19 protein-coding genes are annotated in these 16,472 nt (G+C 62.8%); 9 read left to right on the top strand and 10 right to left on the bottom strand.

Annotated elements, in window-relative coordinates:
* Window positions 1-132 precede the first annotated feature (132 nt).
* A complete protein-coding gene (locus ACZ0AE_RS17660) occupies window positions 133-804 on the top strand; it encodes a hypothetical protein (RefSeq protein WP_463602110.1) in 672 nt (223 codons plus the stop codon).
* Between the two features lie 487 nt (window positions 805-1,291).
* Here the strand turns inward: ACZ0AE_RS17660 and ACZ0AE_RS17655 are convergent, their stop codons facing one another.
* Window positions 1,292-1,612: a helix-turn-helix domain-containing protein gene (locus ACZ0AE_RS17655; protein ID WP_463601749.1), complete on the bottom strand. Its 321-nt coding sequence runs from the start codon at window positions 1,610-1,612 to the stop codon at window positions 1,292-1,294.
* Between the two features lie 238 nt (window positions 1,613-1,850).
* Here ACZ0AE_RS17655 and ACZ0AE_RS17650 point away from each other — a divergent pair, with 238 nt between their 5' ends.
* Window positions 1,851-2,219, top strand: a complete 369-nt coding sequence (locus tag ACZ0AE_RS17650; RefSeq protein WP_463601748.1) for a hypothetical protein — start codon at window positions 1,851-1,853, stop codon at window positions 2,217-2,219.
* 310 nt (window positions 2,220-2,529) lie between these two features.
* Here the strand turns inward: ACZ0AE_RS17650 and ACZ0AE_RS17645 are convergent, their stop codons facing one another.
* Both ACZ0AE_RS17645 and ACZ0AE_RS17640 read right to left on the bottom strand, forming a co-directional pair.
* A complete protein-coding gene (locus tag ACZ0AE_RS17645; RefSeq protein ID WP_463601747.1) occupies window positions 2,530-2,829 on the bottom strand; it encodes a helix-turn-helix domain-containing protein in 300 nt (99 codons plus the stop codon).
* Between the two features lie 31 nt (window positions 2,830-2,860).
* The gene (locus ACZ0AE_RS17640) at window positions 2,861-3,220 is read right to left on the bottom strand and encodes a hypothetical protein (RefSeq protein ID WP_463601746.1); all 360 of its coding nucleotides are present in this window, start codon (window positions 3,218-3,220) and stop codon (window positions 2,861-2,863) included.
* A gap of 74 nt (window positions 3,221-3,294) precedes the next feature.
* On the opposite strand from ACZ0AE_RS17640, the gene ACZ0AE_RS17635 reads away from it, so the two are divergent.
* The 4 genes from ACZ0AE_RS17635 to ACZ0AE_RS17620 all read left to right on the top strand — a co-directional run bounded on the left by ACZ0AE_RS17635 (window position 3,295) and on the right by ACZ0AE_RS17620 (window position 5,562).
* On the top strand, window positions 3,295-3,501 hold the full coding sequence (locus ACZ0AE_RS17635; protein ID WP_463271637.1) for a DUF4224 domain-containing protein: 207 nt from the start codon (window positions 3,295-3,297) through the stop codon (window positions 3,499-3,501).
* Between the two features lies 1 nt (window position 3,502).
* Window positions 3,503-3,730: a DUF4224 domain-containing protein gene (locus ACZ0AE_RS17630; RefSeq protein ID WP_463601745.1), complete on the top strand. Its 228-nt coding sequence runs from the start codon at window positions 3,503-3,505 to the stop codon at window positions 3,728-3,730.
* A 401-nt stretch (window positions 3,731-4,131) separates the two neighbouring features.
* Window positions 4,132-4,368, top strand: a complete 237-nt coding sequence (locus ACZ0AE_RS17625; RefSeq protein WP_463601744.1) for a helix-turn-helix transcriptional regulator — start codon at window positions 4,132-4,134, stop codon at window positions 4,366-4,368.
* Between the two features lie 138 nt (window positions 4,369-4,506).
* Window positions 4,507-5,562: a YagK/YfjJ domain-containing protein gene (locus ACZ0AE_RS17620; RefSeq protein WP_463601743.1), complete on the top strand. Its 1,056-nt coding sequence runs from the start codon at window positions 4,507-4,509 to the stop codon at window positions 5,560-5,562.
* Here the strand turns inward: ACZ0AE_RS17620 and ACZ0AE_RS17615 are convergent.
* The 5 genes from ACZ0AE_RS17615 to ACZ0AE_RS17595 all read right to left on the bottom strand — a co-directional run bounded on the left by ACZ0AE_RS17615 (window position 5,546) and on the right by ACZ0AE_RS17595 (window position 10,089).
* Window positions 5,546-6,145 carry a hypothetical protein gene (locus ACZ0AE_RS17615; RefSeq protein WP_463601742.1) on the bottom strand — a complete coding sequence of 200 codons (600 nt, stop codon included), beginning with the start codon at window positions 6,143-6,145 and terminating at the stop codon, window positions 5,546-5,548. The genes ACZ0AE_RS17620 and ACZ0AE_RS17615 overlap by 17 nt on opposite strands.
* A gap of 389 nt (window positions 6,146-6,534) precedes the next feature.
* The gene (locus ACZ0AE_RS17610) at window positions 6,535-7,218 is read right to left on the bottom strand and encodes a GAD-like domain-containing protein (RefSeq protein WP_463601741.1); all 684 of its coding nucleotides are present in this window, start codon (window positions 7,216-7,218) and stop codon (window positions 6,535-6,537) included.
* 510 nt (window positions 7,219-7,728) lie between these two features.
* On the bottom strand, window positions 7,729-8,085 hold the full coding sequence (locus tag ACZ0AE_RS17605; RefSeq protein ID WP_463601740.1) for a GIY-YIG nuclease family protein: 357 nt from the start codon (window positions 8,083-8,085) through the stop codon (window positions 7,729-7,731).
* Complete coding sequence (locus tag ACZ0AE_RS17600) at window positions 8,075-9,424, bottom strand: MATE family efflux transporter (RefSeq protein ID WP_463601739.1); 1,350 nt, start codon at window positions 9,422-9,424, stop codon at window positions 8,075-8,077. The genes ACZ0AE_RS17605 and ACZ0AE_RS17600 overlap by 11 nt, the downstream gene beginning before the upstream one ends.
* Window positions 9,425-9,516: 92 nt before the next feature.
* The gene (locus ACZ0AE_RS17595) at window positions 9,517-10,089 is read right to left on the bottom strand and encodes a DUF2239 family protein (protein WP_463601738.1); all 573 of its coding nucleotides are present in this window, start codon (window positions 10,087-10,089) and stop codon (window positions 9,517-9,519) included.
* A gap of 183 nt (window positions 10,090-10,272) precedes the next feature.
* Between ACZ0AE_RS17595 and ACZ0AE_RS17590 the strand changes: the two genes are divergently transcribed.
* The 3 genes from ACZ0AE_RS17590 to ACZ0AE_RS17580 all read left to right on the top strand — a co-directional run bounded on the left by ACZ0AE_RS17590 (window position 10,273) and on the right by ACZ0AE_RS17580 (window position 13,764).
* Window positions 10,273-11,598 (top strand): Fic family protein, encoded by a 1,326-nt coding sequence (locus ACZ0AE_RS17590; protein WP_448134488.1) that lies wholly within the window; start codon window positions 10,273-10,275, stop codon window positions 11,596-11,598.
* A gap of 65 nt (window positions 11,599-11,663) precedes the next feature.
* Entirely contained in the window at window positions 11,664-12,077 is a 414-nt protein-coding gene (locus ACZ0AE_RS17585; RefSeq protein WP_463601737.1) for a hypothetical protein, read from the top strand.
* A 418-nt stretch (window positions 12,078-12,495) separates the two neighbouring features.
* Window positions 12,496-13,764, top strand: coding sequence for a two-component system sensor histidine kinase NtrB (locus ACZ0AE_RS17580; RefSeq protein WP_185753448.1), 1,269 nt, complete (start codon window positions 12,496-12,498; stop codon window positions 13,762-13,764).
* Between the two features lie 57 nt (window positions 13,765-13,821).
* On the opposite strand, the gene ACZ0AE_RS17575 is transcribed toward ACZ0AE_RS17580, so the two are convergent.
* A complete protein-coding gene (locus ACZ0AE_RS17575) occupies window positions 13,822-14,154 on the bottom strand; it encodes a hypothetical protein (RefSeq protein ID WP_038686048.1) in 333 nt (110 codons plus the stop codon).
* 109 nt (window positions 14,155-14,263) lie between these two features.
* Entirely contained in the window at window positions 14,264-16,468 is a 2,205-nt protein-coding gene (locus ACZ0AE_RS17570; protein WP_463601736.1) for a TonB-dependent receptor, read from the bottom strand.
* Window positions 16,469-16,472: the final 4 nt, after the last annotated feature.

Raw genomic sequence — 16,472 nt, 5'->3', positions numbered from 1 at the left:
CCAAAGACATAGAAACCCAGCGGCGAAGGGTGCGCGAGGCTCGCGGTAGTGATGCACTGTGCGCAGAAGTTGCACTATGCGCATAAAAGTACTAAGGTATGCGTAACAAAGCTTGGTTGAGGGGGTGTGGCAATGGCGTTCAGGGCAGACGAAGCGGCTCGAATTACGTTCGAAGAGGCGCTGAGGTACTTGATCCCTCGGGACTTGGAGGTAGGAAGGGAAGAGCGCGAAAAATTGAAAGAAAAGCTTGTCGATCTCTGCGAGGAACTGGGACCGGTCGTGCAGGCGTATCCAAGCTGGCACCCGCTGGTGCGTAACTATCAGGACGATCGTTCGCCCACAACGACACCAAATGAGCAGTGCGGGTATCGAGGCTTGGATCACACGGTCTATTTCTCAAACGGCTTCATTACTTGTCCCTACCGCCGTCCGGAAGACGTTATTGAGTCGGTCCAAAATCTGCCTTGGCATTCTGCGGCGGAGATCACGGCGGAGCGACTGGACGTGAACTTCTACAGCGTCAACGCAATGCCTGTGGTCGTACGCTGTAAGTGGAAGAAGCGCATGGGAAACGACGGTTTGATCCCGCTCGCGATCGCGCTGCCTCTATTGTTGGAAAAGGAATTGCCCTGTTGGACTCAATCGGAATTGGCTGAGACGTGGGAGAGCATGCGCCCCTATTTTCTTGGCAGCCCGTACGGCAGTAGGTCGTCCCTATTTGTGAGTCAGGATACGGGCCAAGCCATCAAAAAGGTATGGAACGCCCTCATCTATACGGGCATGTTTGGGCCTATTAAGGTCTGATCGAAAGGCCGTGTCCGCGGTACAGCCAGAACGGTTCAGGCCATGCTTTTGCTACGGTCGCAGGATCTGCGACCGCCGGGCGTATGCTCCGGGCAATGATCCCTTCTACCAGCGACCAAGGATTTCGCGCTGCACCCATCCCCGCTGGATGGGTGCAGACGGGCGAGCGCTGGGGGCTCTGGTGGGGGAACCGTCAGATCGCCTGCGTGCGGCCGAGTGCCCAGAGCATCCGGGTCGTTCTGTCCTGCAGGAAGCTGTGGCAGGACAAGGAGGTCCGAGCAGCCAGCCTCGCCCAGGGTAAGCGCTACGCCGAGCGGTGGTGTGCGGCCCGAGTACTCGAGGGCGTGCCGCTGAAGGAGGCTGTGGCCCGGCTGGTGGCGCAGGATCGACTCCCAAGCTCAGTCGCACGGAGATGCAGCCACAAAGACGACTGGACGCGATCCCTAACCCCAAGCTGTAGGCGCCGCACGCGCTCCTTCTAACCGCGTCAGCGCTTCCGTGTCGACACGATCTGCTGTGCCAAACGAAATGCGCTGCCTGCGTCCATTCGTGTGCCGCCATTCCTGGTGCCAGACGGCTGATCCTTTGTGCTGGTGGCGCTCGCACCCAGTGCGACTAAGGTGGGCCGATAAGTCTGCTGCTCGATATAGTTGAGGAGGTGAGCCTCGGTGTAGCGCACCTGCCGGCCAATCCGCACGTAAGCAATCCTGTCCGCAGCCCTTTGACGTCGAAGCGTTATCTCCGCGACACCAAGGTAGCTGGCGGCCTGCGCCTCTGTGAAAAGCTGTGGCAACTCGCTTGTATTCATCTTGGCCTAGCCTCGCTCGCTCAGGTCCATCCTCAGATAGCTTCGGACGGGGTCCGTAACGTCACCGTGACACCAAGGTCCCAGCGCCTCCGCCTGCATAGGCACCTTGCCCGTTTGCAGGCCCTTTACGAGCAGTCGCGGAGTCTGAGATTTCCGTTTCCGGTAGCCATTAAGCGGCTGGTACTGATTAGGCGGATCGCCTACGATGTGATCCCATTCCACCGCCCAGGGGGCTTCAATGGATATTGTCGTTCACAGTTCGACAGACGCACCAATCAATGAAGTTGCGAGTGACCTGAGTACGCACGGGATACTGGTTTATGCCGTCCCTACCTCGCTGGAAACGCCGCCTCTGAATGCTCGTCTGAATGTTGAGCTTGGTGAGTCGGGTTCGCGAGTCCCGGATGTCATTCGCTATCAAGTGACGTTGAGCGATGCGCGATGGGTCGATTGCTACAGCTACGGCGTTGTTGCTGGTTTTGACTTGAAGACCGCCCCGAGCCTCGTGGAACGAGCGCTGACGTTGTGGCAGGAGGAGGGAGAGCCTCCGAGGTATGTGGCTGAACTGGATGAACTGGATGAGCTGGATGAAATGGATGAGGTGTAACTAGTAGCGGTACGATCAACACCCGCCAAACTACAGGCCATATCCGGGTCGACTAAGCTAAGCGCGGAGGGGGCTGAGCCGAGCCAGGCGTCCGTCGAGGATGGGTATAAGGCGTCAATTCAGGGCGTGAGGAAGCCGAAACTCTAACGGGAGCTCTTAAGGCCAAGCCGCCTCTCGTAGCGCGCCAGCTTGGTCACCTGCTGATACGCGACACCCGGAGCCCGGAGGAACAGCAGGCCGCCTCGTTGGAGGAGTCGGCCAGGCGCAAGGGCAGTGGACGGGCGAAGTGGTGGGAGGAGGGAGCAAGCGACTAAGTCGCTGGCTTCCTTTTAGCTGCTGGCTTCTTCTTACGTATTGGGGGGCCAAGTAGCCGGTCCAGCCTTTCATCTACCGTGTCGATCGGCGGCGCCAGACGTGCGTGTGGAAAGGCAGGGAACTGCAAGGGCTCGAGTCTGGATGCTGCCCACCAAGCATCCAGATCGGCAGGGTGGATGCGATCTGACTTTGCACCTTGGCCTAGACGACAGGCCTTCAGGCGTCCTGCATCGATTGCTCGGCGAAGGGTCTTTGTGGAGCACGCCGACAGCTCGGCTGCCTGCGCCAGGGTCATGAGCTTTCCGGTAACGTTCAAACGCCTCTCCTCAAGTCCGTCCGCGTCGTCTTTCGTAGCGAGCCAGCTTGGCAAAGGCAGCAGCTACGCCCGGAGACTGTGGCGCAGAGGCATATCCCGTCAGTGGCACTTGACCCCACTGGCTGGCTTCATGGATGGCCCGGTATAGCGCAGCCTTCTCGTACAGCTTCTTGCCCATGAAGTTTCGGGGGGCAAGCGAGTAGCCCGCAGCTTTGGTGTTGAATTGGCTGATCGACACCCCGCAGTAGTAGGCCGCCTCCTCCACCGTAAGCCAGTCTTTGCCCGCTAGGTCGAATCGAAATGCTGCCAATAGCTGCCTTAGGGCGGCAATTTCTGCCTCGAGCTGAGGCAAAGGTTCTGGTGCGTCCATCGGGCCTCCTTTTTCGCTCTGGCCGAGAGTACCTCCCTACGGCATGATCAGCACTGGTCGCTTAGGGACGTCCGATGCCTGGGGAAGTGCTGTCGCGCGCTGAGGTTGAGGAAATCAGTAGAACCCCGATGAGGTCTAGACAGCTGGACTTCTTCCGCCAGAACGGCATCCAGCATCACGTTGACGAGTACAACAGGGTCATCGTCCTACGTAAGGCGGTTGGGGCGTCATTGACGGCTGACTCGCCCAGGCTGGCATGGCGGTCCAACAAGGCGGTATGAAATGTCAGAAAAGCTCTGCCTGACCCGCGACGAGATCAAGGCGCTGACGCGCACGCCCCAGAAGGCTCGGCAACTGATGTTTCTGCGCCAGAACGGCATCCGGCACTACATTGATGGCCATGGCTGGCCAGTGGTCTTGCGCGCCGCGGTGGGCATCACCGACCCGGACCCTGTAGCCAAACCCCCCGAGTGGTGGCCTAACAAGCTAGGCCCACGCCCAGGCAGCTGACATCGGCAAGCAAAAAGATTTCAAACCCATAACACGATAGGGAGAGGCATCAGCCTCTCTTCTGTGCCGGCGCAATGCCGGCTCCCTACTGACTAGGAGCCTATCGTGTTCACCGAACGACCCAATTCGCCTCTCGAGTACCTGGCTGCCTTCACGGTGGTCTTCATGGCCGGCCTGCTGGCCCGATTCCGCGCTGAGTGACCTGGGGCCGGGGCGCAGATTATGGCCCCGGCTGCTTTAGAACTAGTTCCTCCCCTACAGACGGACTTGGTTCCTTCCACGTTTCTTGCGCAATAAGTTCAATGACTTACGAACTGTATTTTTTTATAGGGGGGTAGGTCGATGGTTGTTGGTGCGAGTCGCTCGTAGCCTCTCAACCGTTCCCCGAACGACCCGAGGCTATGCAAACCGACACGTCCAAACCCCTCCGGATGCTCCGCCGCGCCGAGGTCCAGGCGCGCCTGGGCATCGCTAGATCCACGCTGTACGGATACCTCAACGAGCGGTCCCCCAGCTACATGCCGTCCTTCCCCAAGCCCCTGCATTTGGGGTCTTCAATCGTCTTCTTGGAGCATGAAGTCGACGAGTTCTTTTGGGGCCTGATTCGGGCCAGGGAGGTGGCGCGCGAGCAGCGCTAACTTTCCGTGCGAGACGGTGGCGTTAGACCACCGATCTGCGCCAAATGGCCCACGGGGCATGTGTGTGTCCGAACGCAGCCCAGTAGGAATGAACCCTGTTAGATGAGCAATCCCCAAGCGGGATGGTAGGTGACACGAATGAAGAACAACAGCACGTTTATGCGCGAACGCGCCTACGTATGGAGCGAGGATGGGACGCTATTCGTTACCCATCAACTGACCGCGGTCTTGGAGGTCAAGCGGATCGTGGACATGATGGGCAAGCTGATGGCTGGGGAGAAGCCCCCGTTTCGCGTCTACTGGAAGCATGGCCGCCAGTGGGTGCAGAAGACGCCCCTGGGCGACTCGATACTGCTTTGCCTGAAGTCTGGCCTGCAGGAGATTGACGAGCATTTCCCGAAGCACCGGCACAGCCCGCTCTTCACGCTCTTCAAACGCTTTCTGGGTCCGTTTGGCTCGATGGGGGACAGGGCTTGGCCCGAAGACGTGCCCTTGCTCAACGCAGCTGTGGCGAAGATCAGGGCGTTTGCCAAGGGCGAGGCTCTGGGCAGGCGACTGAACAACCTCAAGCGCGCCGAGCGTGAGAATGCAAGGTCATCCAAACGCTTGCTCCAGGCGCTGAGGGCTCGGTACTCGAAGCTGCTGGTGATCCGGCTGGATTTGGAGTACTTCTCCAACTTCTGCCCCGGCAGCGGCTTCAAGGGCCAAGCAATGACCCTGAAACAGGTGCAGGCGCACCGCGACCGCTTCTTGGACCACTTGCGGAAGGGCCCCTACGCCGAGCATCTGGCAGGGTACATGTGGAAGCTGGAGTACGGCTTGGAAAAGGGGCACCACTACCACGTGGCGATCTTCTTCGACGGGCAGCACGTGGCGCGCGACATCGTCATTGCTGACCTGTTGGGCCAGTACTGGCAGGAGAAGGTCACCGGCTCGAAGGGCATGTTCTTCAACTGCAACAAGAAGAAGGAGGCCTATGAGCGCTGCGGTATTGGCATGGTTAGCCGTGGGGACGACGTGAAGTGGTCGCACTTGGAACAGGCTCTCCGCTACCTGACCAAGGTGGATCTGTACCTCCGGTTCCGACCGGAGGGGCGCGCGCGCACCTTCGGCACTGGCGGCCCCTACGGCGGCGTCACACCCAGCGCCGCCTTGGCACCATCTCTCGGCCTGAAGGTCAGGGCTTTCGCCTAGCGCTAAGGCTCTCGTACAGGCGCAGCAGCCGGGTTTGCTTGATCAACCTATGCGCCCATTTTTCGTCCGCAAGGGACTCGCCGCCGTCAGGTCCAAACTTGGCGGCGGCGTCCTTCAGTTGGCGCCGTATGACGAACGCCTCTGCGTGGTGTTGTGCCAGCAGCTTCTGCACCACTGCCTCTCGTTTGCGTTCGTTGAGCTCCTTCTTTTTTTCCGATCCCTGCTTACCGTACTCAGCCGCCAACCGAACAGCACCTGCGCGATCCGACGATTCGTATCGGCCTTCCTCAAAGCCATTTCTGGAAGAAACTGCGGCCTTGGCGCAGCCCCAGTGATACCAGGCGGCCTCGATCTCTCCGCGCTGATGAAGGATAAGAGCGTGCTTAAGCGTTGATTCCACGTATTCGAATTCCCGCTCCGTTAGCGGGATGCTGCACATCTCATGCGTCACTGCGTCGCCCGCCAGACCATAGCTGGCTGCCACGTGGCCGACAGCCTGCTTGAACGCCGGAGGCTCCTCAGGGAGCATCTCGAAATGCTTGTCGAAGAAGTCATCGTCATCTTCCTCAGGGGTCCGCTCCATGGCCTCACTCCACATTTAGGTGAACTCGGTGAACGTGTTCAGTTTGCCGCCGCTGTGGGGCCATGGCTAGCCCAAGCTTAGAGACATGGTCATTAAAGTGAGTCGGAACGTGAGTCGGAAAGCACGCGAGTTGCATAAATATTCATAACTATCAACAGCATGACGGCAGTTTGTGGGTGCTGGTGGGCCACCACTTCAACATCCCGTGTTGCCACATGTGCGGGCGAAGAGCATAGGTTGGCCGTTCTAGGGCCCCTCCAAGTCCGGAAGCGAAGCGCGTTGGGTGATGCTCATTGCATCCTGACGTAGCTATCGACCGCCGCTCAATGGCGGCGGCTTCGCGGCCATGGTTAGCCGCGCCAGGTCGGTCTAACATCACGCGACAGCCGTCACTTCCAAAGCCCCCGGTCCTTCGCTTCTTTCACGATGTCCACCATGATTCTGCGTTCTCCAAGCTGGGCGAGGAACATCAGGTGCTCCACGGCTTTGACCTTCTTCAAGTGATCGAGGCGGCACGGCCCGCCTACAGATAGTGCGGGGACGAAGCCATACATTTCGTCGTGGGCCAGCGGGCCAAGAAGCTTCTTTGCTCGATCAAAGAGAGGTGCCTCCCTCTCATCAGTTTGATCCAGGCTGTCGGCCTGCATCCCGGACAGCCACGTTGAAATCAAAAAGTCCCCTTTTCCTTCACTCATCCACGAAGAATTTTCGTCCGGAAAGAGCATTGCCCACGGACAATCGATGGTAAGGCTGGGGCCGGTCTTTGTCCCCCACAGCGTCAGATCACCGAACGCGCTACGGCCGATGACGTAGTAGGTGTCTGTTCCGTAGAACTCGGTTCCGTGGAGCCAGGCATTGAGTACCTCGGAGTAGTCATCCGGATCGGTCATCCAGAATCGGCCGCCGCCGTAACCTGCGAAGCCGTACGCCTTCCAGTACTCCAGCAGCCTATCTGGCACTTTCCCCCTGTAGTGGTCCAACTTGGATTTCGGCACCGGCTGAGCGTCAACCGCCGGTCCGAACCCCTTTTTTTCATAGAAGTATTCGAAATCTTCATCGAGCATCTTGATCATCTGCAACGCTCCAGTCCGCGCCCCAAGGTACTCCTCAACGCTCATATCATTGAGCCCTTGCTCCTGCCCCTTCAACTGCCGATCCATTTCCTTGTACTTGGACGCTGGCAGCTTCTGCGTACTGAAGCACGGTAACGCTTTGCGCGGCATCCGCTTGGGCAGCCATCAGGCGTTCGGTTCCCATCACCCTGGCGCCGCTTCCGTGCACGCAATGCCTTCGCCAAATCCGCCAGTTCAAGGTGCACGTGATGCGGGTCACGCCTACGGTTCATTCAGAAAATTCCTACTCATCAGTAAGGGTTTTATGAAGTCAGTCGAACAGCGGAAATGGGGCGGTCGCGGACCCTTATGCTGTTTGGCAGCAGCCAGAAGCGAAACATGATCTGGCGCGACATATCCCCGTGATGTGCGAGCAGTTGCGCATGGTGGTGGGGCTGCATTCGTTGACGAGCGCGCGCACCTGGTCGGTGCGCTCCAATGAATGCCCATACACGCGCAAACCGCCCAGACTCATGGCGTCAGCCCATGCAGTTCGCGATAGAACTGCTCCAGCGCCTTCAGCTCGCCCTCGTAGTCGACGTCTGCATTCTCCCGCTCCTTCAACAGTTCCAGCACGTCGAAGTGAAGTCCATCCGCGCCGCCACGATTCCACGCGGCTTGCAGCACACGGTCCGTGTGCTTGCCCATCAGCAGTTCAAAGCGAGCGCGATTCAGCGAGGCGTGAACGTTGCGGCTTGCGCCAAGCAGGAGGTGGCCACTTTCGCGATCACGGATGGCATAGATGCCCATGGGCGGGAAGGCGTCGCGCGCTTGGCGTGCGGCCGCCCGTCGTGCCGCGCGCGACATCGGTGTGTTGTCAGCGTCCATCGCTTCTTTCCTTGTGACGGTAGTAGAGGACATGCAGCACCAGCATGGTCAGGAATGCGGCAGGAACGGCCCAGAACAGGCCTGCCAGGCCGAAGCGCTCTTCCAGCGCCGCGGCGACCGGCAACTCGATGCAAAGGATCGCGGCCATGCTCAGGAGCGCCGGGATCAGCGCCGCACCGCTCGCGCGCATCGCGCCCACCAGGACGTTGCTCCATCCGAGCAGCAGCACGCTCCAGGCCAACGTGCGCACGATGGTGACCGACAGTTCCAGGACGGGCCCGGGTTCCAGGAAGATGCACAGCGCCAACGGCGCGAGCAGATGCGCGGCAACCACGAACAGAGGGGTGACCATGGCGTTCACGCGCAGTCCCGTAGCCACGATGGCCGGCAGACGTTCCCGTCGTCCCGCGCCGACGGCATGCGCGCTGAAGATGGCGGCGGCAATACCCAGGCTCATCGCGGGGAACTGCACCCAGCTCAGCACCTGCGTCGCTGCGCCGTAGGCGGCGGTCGCGGTTGAGCCGTGACGGTTCACCCGGCTCAGCAGCACTATTTCGGCAAGCGCCATTGCCAGCATCTGCAGGGCGGCAGGCAGTCCGATCTGCAGCATGCGTTTGGCAACGGCTGCACTGGGCCTGCAGTGCTGCCAGCCCGCGCGAGGGGCAAGCGGATGGCCGTTGCGCCGCCAGCGATGCATCAACACGGCCAGCGCAGCACCCTGTGCGAAGAGTGCGGATACGGCGACGCCGGTCGCGCCCAGCGATGAGTAGGCCACCAGCAGCGGCGTGCACACCGCACCCACCAACGTAGCCGCCAACAGAGACCACATCGGCGAGGTCGCATCGCCGGTGCCGCGACTCAGCGACATGCCAGCCCACGTGACAAACACGCAGGGCATCACCAACAGCATGGCGCGCGCATAGTCGATCGCGGCGGGCAGGATGTCCGGCGGGGTGCCCAGCGCTTGCATCAACCACGGCGCACACCACACGCCAGCCAGTGCGACCGCAAGCCCGACACCAAGCGCTGCCGCCCAGGCCGTCGCTGCCACGCGCCGCAGTTGCGTGGCATCGCCCGCCCCCATTGCCTGGCCCGCCAGAACGGTGGCACCGGAACCCAGGCCGATGATCAGCGACAGCAGCAGGAAGAACACCGGAAAGAACGATGCCGCCGTCGCGATGCCGCGCACGCCCAGCAGTCGTCCGAGCCAGAAGCCATCAAGCAGCCCGCCCGCGCTTTGCATCGCGTGGGTCAGGATCAACGGCGCCAGCAATGCGAGATAGCGCGCACGCAGCGTCGGCGCCGGTGCGGTGGGAGAGGGTGCGTCAGACACGTTCATGCGGCCTTCCTGGCAAACGGGCATGCGGGGTCCCACAGCGCAGCGGCCCGAGGCCGCGCGCGGGTTGGAAAGAAAAGGAAAAGAGACCCGGCTTAGGCGGGTGCAGGCTCAGCGAGCTGCATGACGTATGCCCGCACGTCGTGCGGCCAGCCGAGCATCTGCGCCATCAGCCGCTCGTGGTCGCCGGCGAACAGTGCCCGCGATGCTTCCTCGAAGCCGGGCAGGTCGCCGGCCAGCGTGGACATTGCGTTGTAGGCACGGTCGCGCGCCTGGCGTGCGCGGTCGTGGGCACCGCCCTGGCGCCGCGCGTCGTGTACGAGTTTGCGCAAGGCCACCGAGGCGCCGCCCGGCTGCGCCGCGAGCCAGTCCCAGTGCTCCGGCAGAAGCGTCACTTCCCGCGCTACGACACCGAGTTTGGGCCGGCCACGTCCTTTGGGAGGTTGGGGCGGCACCACCACGGTGTAGCGTGCTGCAACCCCGTCCTCGCCGCCGCGCAGATCCAGATCCACCGTCTGGCCGGTGGCATCGTTCAAGACCAGCGGGTGCGTGTCGGGCTGCGTCTGCTGCGCGCGCAGTACGGCCGCAGCTACTTCGTGCAAAGGGCCGCAGATGAGGCGGCGCGTCTCTACGAAGGCGGTATAGGTGGTGGGCGAGACTTGGTCCATGCCGGAATATTGCCCGGGTAAAACGCTGCCGTCAATAACACCCGGGTAAATTTATGATCCTCACCGAAAGGGGCCGCCCGCGCGGACCGCAGGTGCAAGCTTCGGATGCGCTCCCGCGCTCAGTACACCCGGTCCACGACCAAATTTGCTATAAAACTTCACTAGACTTTATAGTTCCTTGCCATGAAGATCCCTGTCGATCCACCCAAGCTGAATGAAATCATGGAGCAGGATGCGCCCAGCCTTCTGCAGTGGTTGGCCACGGGTGCCTCCCAGCCAGATTTGAAGGGTGAGTACATCCACTGGGACACACTCCGGCACAAAACGCCTCCAGAGGGTCTCACTTCCCGGACGTGGTGGGCCTCCATCAAGTTCGCTCGCCTTGGCCTGAAGCGGCCGTTGCCCTTGCGGGACAAGTACGGCGTGCCGTTCAGTGTTTCAGTCACCGACAGTCTGCAGAAGAGCCTGCACTACATCGATCGAGAGGCCGCCGGCGCGATCCAGGGAATGGAGCGTTCAGGGGGGCAGGGCCGCTTCCTGATCCGCTCGTTGATCGAAGAGTCGATGACGTCCTCCCAGCTGGAAGGTGCGGCGACCACACGCGTGGTTGCTAAAGAGATGCTGAGCACGGGCAGGCAGCCTCGCGATCAAAGCGAGAGGATGATCTACAACAACCACGTCACGATGAAGGTCATTCGGGAGCGAGGAAAGCGGGCGTTCACCGTTGACGAGATTCTTGAGCTGCACGCCATGCTTACCGCAGGGACGCTGGAGTCGGAAGATGATTGTGGGAAGCTCAGAACTGCCGAAGACAACGTGCTGATCTTTGATCGGAGTACAGACAGGGTTCTACATACGCCGCCGCCGGCAATCGAGGTGCGCGACAGGCTCCAGGCGCTGTGTGATTTTGCCAACGGCAAAGATGAAGAGCCCTTCGTTCACCCGGTGATCAAGGCAATCGCCATCCACTTTCAGCTCGGGTACGACCATCCGTTCTGCGACGGCAACGGACGAACTGCGCGCGTGCTGTTCTACTGGGCAATGATGAATGCCGGGTACTGGCTGACCGAGTACCTGTCGATCTCGAGCGTTCTCAAGAAATCACCCGGCAAGTACATGCGCGCCTACCTCTACGCCGAGCACGATGATGCGGATATGACGTACTTCATTGCTCAACAGCTGGATGTGATTCTGGAGTCGATCGCGGCGCTGCACGCCTACATCATTCGAAAGAACGAACAGGATCGTCGGGCAAGGCGTGTGCTGCGTGAGGCACAGGTTGCGGGCATCGAGCTCAACCATCGCCAACGGGCGCTTCTTGCCAATGCAATCCGGGACCCCGACAGGGCCTATACCGTGGCAACGCATCAAGGCGCGCATCAGATCTCCTATCCGACGGCCCTGTCCGATCTGACTGCACTCGTGGAAGCAGGTCTTCTGGAGCGGCACCGGGTGGGGCGCGCGCATGAATTTGTCGCGGTCCCTGCCATGGCGATGCTCCTTCAATAGAAGATCAGGCGACGCACGTCAGTGGTGAGGCAAGTGGGCTGCAGCGCCGATAACGGGAATAGGCAATGAACCTGCGCAGGAAATCCCTGGCCGAGCTTCGCATCGAGCACGACGTCCTTCAGGCGGAGATGGCGGCCCATGCTGCACGCCTTGCGGCCCGGCAGGCACCGGCCGAGCAGTTCGCGCCGGCACTGATGCCCCAGGCGGAGCGTCTGGTCGCGATACGGGCGCAGATCCTGCGCAGAACACCGGCCCGTGCATTGATGGCGCGCTACCGCCTGCTTGAAAAGCAGGCCGGAGATACATCTGCGCGGACTACAGACGAGCAACGCACGCTGGACGCAGAGCTGCTTGACCTGCAGCTGCATTTCGCCAACCCACGACGCCGGCCATTGACCCTGAAGACGTTCCTGATCCTGGCGGCCGTGGTAGCCGCGATGCTCTACCTGCCGAAGCTGATCGTTGCGCTGTTGCCGTAAGCACCGCCTGCCGGGGGCAGTGCGCCCGTCCAGGCGACCATACGGAAGCGGGCGCCAGAGCAGGTCAGTGCACGTTGCAGATGCACTGCCCCACCCATGGCGCCCGCAGTTCTACCGAAGAATCAGGTCGGCGCAAAACCGCGTGCGCTCTTCTTTTCATTCTTCTCTGCCTTCTTTTCCTTGGCAGTCTTGGCAGGCTTCTTCTTCTGCTCTTTCTGCTTGTCCATACCCTTGGCCATTGCAGTGTTCTCCGGTGGTTGTGGGGCGGAGCATGGCACATCTGGTGGCGCCCACGCGCGTTGTCGTGGCTGGGCGCGGGGGGGCGCTGGGGCGCCGCCCGTCCCCAGCCCGCCGACGGCCCAGCGCGGCGCGCCCCGGATGGGTGCAGAATGGCCCCCTATCGTCGAGCGCCGCGTCCATGACCATCCCCCAGATGGATGATGTTTTTCACCAGATCGTCGAACTGTCCTTGGACTCCATCAAGGAAGTCTCACTGGACGGCACGGTCAGGTTCGTCAACGCCCACGGGCTGGCCCGGGTGGCGGCGGAGAATGCCGAGCATGTGATCGGCGCGCCGTGGGCGTCGCTGTGGCCGCCCGAGGAGGGTCACAAGGTGGCCGATGCCCTGGCCGCTGCCGCGCGCGGTGAGCGCCGCCAGTTCGAGGCCCAATGCCTGACGCCGGCCGGCGAGCACCGGTTCTGGCTGGTGTCCACCAGCCCGCTGCGCGACGCGCAGGGCGCGGTGCGTGGGCTGCTCGCGGTCAACCGTGATGTCACCGCCCGGCATCGCGCCGAGGCCGCGCTGCGCACCCTCACCGCCGCGTTGCGCGACCACGCCCCGTCGATGGTGGGGACGGTGTTCACCGAGGAGCTCAACGAACAGTTGGCCACCGCCCAGCAGCGCAGCAGTGAGCTGCAGGGGGAGCTGGACATCGCACGGGTTGCCCAGCGCGTGGCCGAGACCGTGGCCGCGCAGGCACAGAAGGGCGACGCAGTCGGGCAGCTGCTGGCCGGCACGGTGCACGACCTCAACAACGTGCTGCACGTGGCCGGTACCGCCATCGAAATGGTGCGCACGCACGGGGAGCTGGTGGAGCGTGATGCCAGCCTGCTGCAGATGGCCGACCGGGCGGTGCAGCAGGGCGCGGCGATGTCGCAGCGGTTGCTGGGGTTCGCCCGCCACCACCCTTATCGGCCGCAATTGGTGGACGTGGCGCGGATGATGGAGGAGCTGTTGCCGCTGCTGCAGCAGGCCGCCGGCGCCCACATTGCGCTGGCCTACCACCCGCAGGTCTCACATGCACTGGTCCAGGCAGACCCGCACAGCCTGGAACGGGCGGTGATGAACCTGGTCATCAACGCGCGCGATGCCTGTGGCGAGCGCGGCGAGGTCACCCTGATACTGGGCGAGCGGCAGGTGGATGAGGTGCCCGTGGACGAGCCGCATGCGCCGGGCGCGTACATCGTGTTGAGCGTGCAGGACGACGGGCCGGGCATCGCGCCGGAGGTGCGCAAGCGCCTGTTCGAAGCCTACTTCACGACCAAGCCGGCCGGCACGGGCACCGGCCTGGGGTTGGCCCAGATTCGCGGCGCGGTGCGCCAGGCCGACGGATTCGTCGAGATCGACTCGGTACCGGGCGAGGGTGCCCGCTTCACCCTGGGGTTCCCGCGGGCGCTGCGCGCGTGAGATCCGGGCCGCCGTGAGCGCCCCGTGGTGTGCATGGTGCCAGCGGTACGTAGGCGCCTAGGTGGGGCGCTGCAGGTGCGCGGCATCCACGCCCGTGTCCAACGCCTGGGCGATCTCCGCTGCGGCGGGTATCAGGCCATGTTGCACGCGCCGCACAAAGTCGGCGAAGCGCGCGCCGGAAATGGCCTGGCGGTTGGTGCACCGGTCGCAGGTGAGCACGGCCGCACCATGGGCCACGTTGACCAGGCCCGGTGGGCCGGACAGGCTGAGGATGGCGTGGCAGTGCAGACATTGCGCACGCACGAACGCCAATCGGTTCAGCGCCTGCGGATCCTCCTGGCTGGCATCACCGATCACGTCCAGCAGGTAGAACAGGCCTGTGTTGGGCATCCACTTGGTTCCTCGACGATGCACCTTGAGGGTACTGCCGGTGCCGATCAAGGGGCGGTGAATTCCCGCGCTGCGGCCACGCGGGCCACCGCTTCTCCGCGTGGTGCATTCAGAACCGATAGCCCACCTCTGCACCGATGATCCGCGGCCGGTCCACCGGCCCGTAGACATTGCCGTCGCGGCCGAAGGCCAGGTTGTCGAAGATGAGTCCGTTGATGCGGCGCTTGTTGGTGAGGTTGTCGACGTACACGCGCGTGGTCCACGGGCCGGTCTCGTAGCCCAGTTGCACCCCGATGATGGCCACGGCCGGTTGGAACGCGCGGTTGCGTTCGTCCAGCGCCATGCGCCCGTTGAACGCCGATTCCACCCGCGCGAACACGCCGGAGCGGTGCTGGTAACGCGCGGCGAGGTAAGCGGTGTACTGCGGGGTGAGCTTGACCTTGTTGCCGGCCAGGCTCTGGTTGTCGCCGACCAGCAGTTTGCGGTACTGCGCATCCACGTAGCCGGCGTTGGCGGTCAGCGTCAGCCCGGGCAGGGGCTGCAGCACGCCTTCCAGTTCCACCCCGCGCGAGCGGATGGACGCATCCGAGCCCACGTAGTCCGACGAGATCGGGCGACCGTTGGCATCGGTGGCCAACTGGATTTCCTGCCAGTTGTTGGACGCGATCTGGAACACCGCACCGCCGATGTGCCCGCGCCCGCCCAGCACGTTCATCTTGAAGCCTGCCTCATGGCTCCACATCATTTCCGATTCGTAGCGCAGCACCTTGTCGTTGACCACGTCGTTCTGCGCGGCGGCCAGGTTGAAGCCGCCGGGGATGTAGCCCTTGGCCGATGCCGCGTAGAACGACAGCGTGTCCGAGGCGTCATAGCGCAGCGACACACGGGGCAGGGTGGCGGTGAAGGTATGCGACAGTTCGGCGTCGCGGTAGAACACCAATCCGCCCGGGCCCAGGTCGAGTTCGCCCGCGCTTTGGCGGGTGGAACGTCTGGCCTGTTCGTAGCGCAGGCCAAGACTGGCGGTGAGTTTTGGCAGGGCCGGCGGGGTATAGCTGAGCGTGCCGAACACGCTGTAGTCCTGCCCGTCCGACCCCTGCAGCGGCGCCAGCACGTAGCTTTCCAGCCCGCGCGGCGGGGGCCCGACCCGCGTGCCCAGCACCGAATCCTTGTTCACCCGGTAGGTGGACACGCCGCCGATCCAGGTCAACGGCTGGTCATCGAGCGAGCTGAAGCGCAGTTCGCCATTCCAGTTGCGCTGGGCGTCGTGGATGCGGCCGGCCAGCGCCGGGGTGTGGGTCATGTCGAAGTCGTAGCCGCCGGACGTGTCGCGCTGCTCGCGGTAGGACACCGCCGCGTCCACCGTGCCGCGCGCCAGCTGCCACTGCGCGCTGGCACCGGCCACGTTCTCGGTCTTGCTGGTGCGCTTGGGCGCGTCGTTGATGTAGGTGAAGTCGCCGGCGTGGCGGCCGCCGTTGTACAGGTCGGCGTAGCGTTGGTTGTACAGGCCCACGTCCAGCGGCAGGTACTCGTATTCGAACATCCCCGGCGCGCGCGTGCCCAGGTGGTAGGCGATGGCGTTGATGGACAGCGTGTCGGTGGGTTCCCAACGCAGCTTGCCCTGCAGGTAGGTTTCCTTGACCTTGCCTGGGATGCCGTCGAACGGGGTCAGGTTCTTCAGGTGGCTGTCCTCGTCGGAGGCCATGAACGCCAGCGAGCCGAACAGGCGGTTGCTGTTGCCCAGTGCACCGCCCAGAAAGCCATCCACGCTGGTGCCGTGGCCATTGCCGAAGTGGGTGGCACGCAGGTTGACCTCGCCTTCGGTAGTGGCCGATGGCGCGCGCGTGCGCACCAGCACCAGCCCCGATTCGCTGTTGGCACCGTACAGCGTGCCTTGCGGCCCGCGCAGGATCTCGACGGACTCGACGTGGTTGAGCACCGCGTTGCTGAGTTCGCGGAACGGGATGCCGTCGATGTAGACCGAGGCCCGGTTGACCAGGAACGGATTGGACTCGATGCCGCGGATGGAAATGAACATGTCGCTGAGCTGGCCCATCACGTTGAACTTCACGTTGGGGGCGAGCTTGTCCAGGTCGCGGAACTCGGTGACGTTGGCCTGCTGCAGGGCGTCGCGGTCCAGCACGGTCACCGAGATGTCACTGCGCAGGTACGGCGTATCGCGCTTGCTGCCGGTGACCACGATGCCGTCCAGCTCGGTGGCCCTGGCGGTGGTGGGCGCGTCCTGCGCGTGGGCAGGGCTGGCCTGCAGGGACGGGAGTGCCGCAGCGAGGGCGGCGGCAAGTACGGCGTGCTTCACACAG

The sequence above is a fragment of the Stenotrophomonas sp. AC248 genome (assembly GCF_979258185.1).
The sequence above is the reverse complement of the archived record's forward strand: the minus strand, read 5'-3'. Positions and strand labels throughout refer to the sequence as shown.

Excerpts from the sequence above, each read along its gene's own strand:
- ACZ0AE_RS17590 (WP_448134488.1), top strand. The coding sequence starts at position 10,273 with ATGAAGATCCCTGTCGATCCACCCAAGCTGAATGAAATCATGGAGCAG.
- ACZ0AE_RS17630 (WP_463601745.1), top strand. The coding sequence starts at position 3,503 with ATGTCAGAAAAGCTCTGCCTGACCCGCGACGAGATCAAGGCGCTGACG.
- ACZ0AE_RS17645 (WP_463601747.1), bottom strand. The coding sequence starts at position 2,829 with ATGACCCTGGCGCAGGCAGCCGAGCTGTCGGCGTGCTCCACAAAGACC.
- ACZ0AE_RS17600 (WP_463601739.1), bottom strand. The coding sequence starts at position 9,424 with ATGAACGTGTCTGACGCACCCTCTCCCACCGCACCGGCGCCGACGCTG.
- ACZ0AE_RS17640 (WP_463601746.1), bottom strand. The coding sequence starts at position 3,220 with ATGGACGCACCAGAACCTTTGCCTCAGCTCGAGGCAGAAATTGCCGCC.
- ACZ0AE_RS17615 (WP_463601742.1), bottom strand. The coding sequence starts at position 6,145 with ATGGAGCGGACCCCTGAGGAAGATGACGATGACTTCTTCGACAAGCAT.
- ACZ0AE_RS17655 (WP_463601749.1), bottom strand. The coding sequence starts at position 1,612 with ATGAATACAAGCGAGTTGCCACAGCTTTTCACAGAGGCGCAGGCCGCC.
- ACZ0AE_RS17620 (WP_463601743.1), top strand. The coding sequence starts at position 4,507 with ATGAAGAACAACAGCACGTTTATGCGCGAACGCGCCTACGTATGGAGC.
- ACZ0AE_RS17650 (WP_463601748.1), top strand. The coding sequence starts at position 1,851 with ATGGATATTGTCGTTCACAGTTCGACAGACGCACCAATCAATGAAGTT.
- ACZ0AE_RS17605 (WP_463601740.1), bottom strand. The coding sequence starts at position 8,085 with ATGGACGCTGACAACACACCGATGTCGCGCGCGGCACGACGGGCGGCC.
- ACZ0AE_RS17635 (WP_463271637.1), top strand. The coding sequence starts at position 3,295 with ATGCCTGGGGAAGTGCTGTCGCGCGCTGAGGTTGAGGAAATCAGTAGA.
- ACZ0AE_RS17610 (WP_463601741.1), bottom strand. The coding sequence starts at position 7,218 with ATGATCAAGATGCTCGATGAAGATTTCGAATACTTCTATGAAAAAAAG.
- ACZ0AE_RS17595 (WP_463601738.1), bottom strand. The coding sequence starts at position 10,089 with ATGGACCAAGTCTCGCCCACCACCTATACCGCCTTCGTAGAGACGCGC.
- ACZ0AE_RS17575 (WP_038686048.1), bottom strand. The coding sequence starts at position 14,154 with ATGCCCAACACAGGCCTGTTCTACCTGCTGGACGTGATCGGTGATGCC.
- ACZ0AE_RS17580 (WP_185753448.1), top strand. The coding sequence starts at position 12,496 with ATGACCATCCCCCAGATGGATGATGTTTTTCACCAGATCGTCGAACTG.
- ACZ0AE_RS17625 (WP_463601744.1), top strand. The coding sequence starts at position 4,132 with ATGCAAACCGACACGTCCAAACCCCTCCGGATGCTCCGCCGCGCCGAG.
- ACZ0AE_RS17585 (WP_463601737.1), top strand. The coding sequence starts at position 11,664 with ATGAACCTGCGCAGGAAATCCCTGGCCGAGCTTCGCATCGAGCACGAC.
- ACZ0AE_RS17660 (WP_463602110.1), top strand. The coding sequence starts at position 133 with ATGGCGTTCAGGGCAGACGAAGCGGCTCGAATTACGTTCGAAGAGGCG.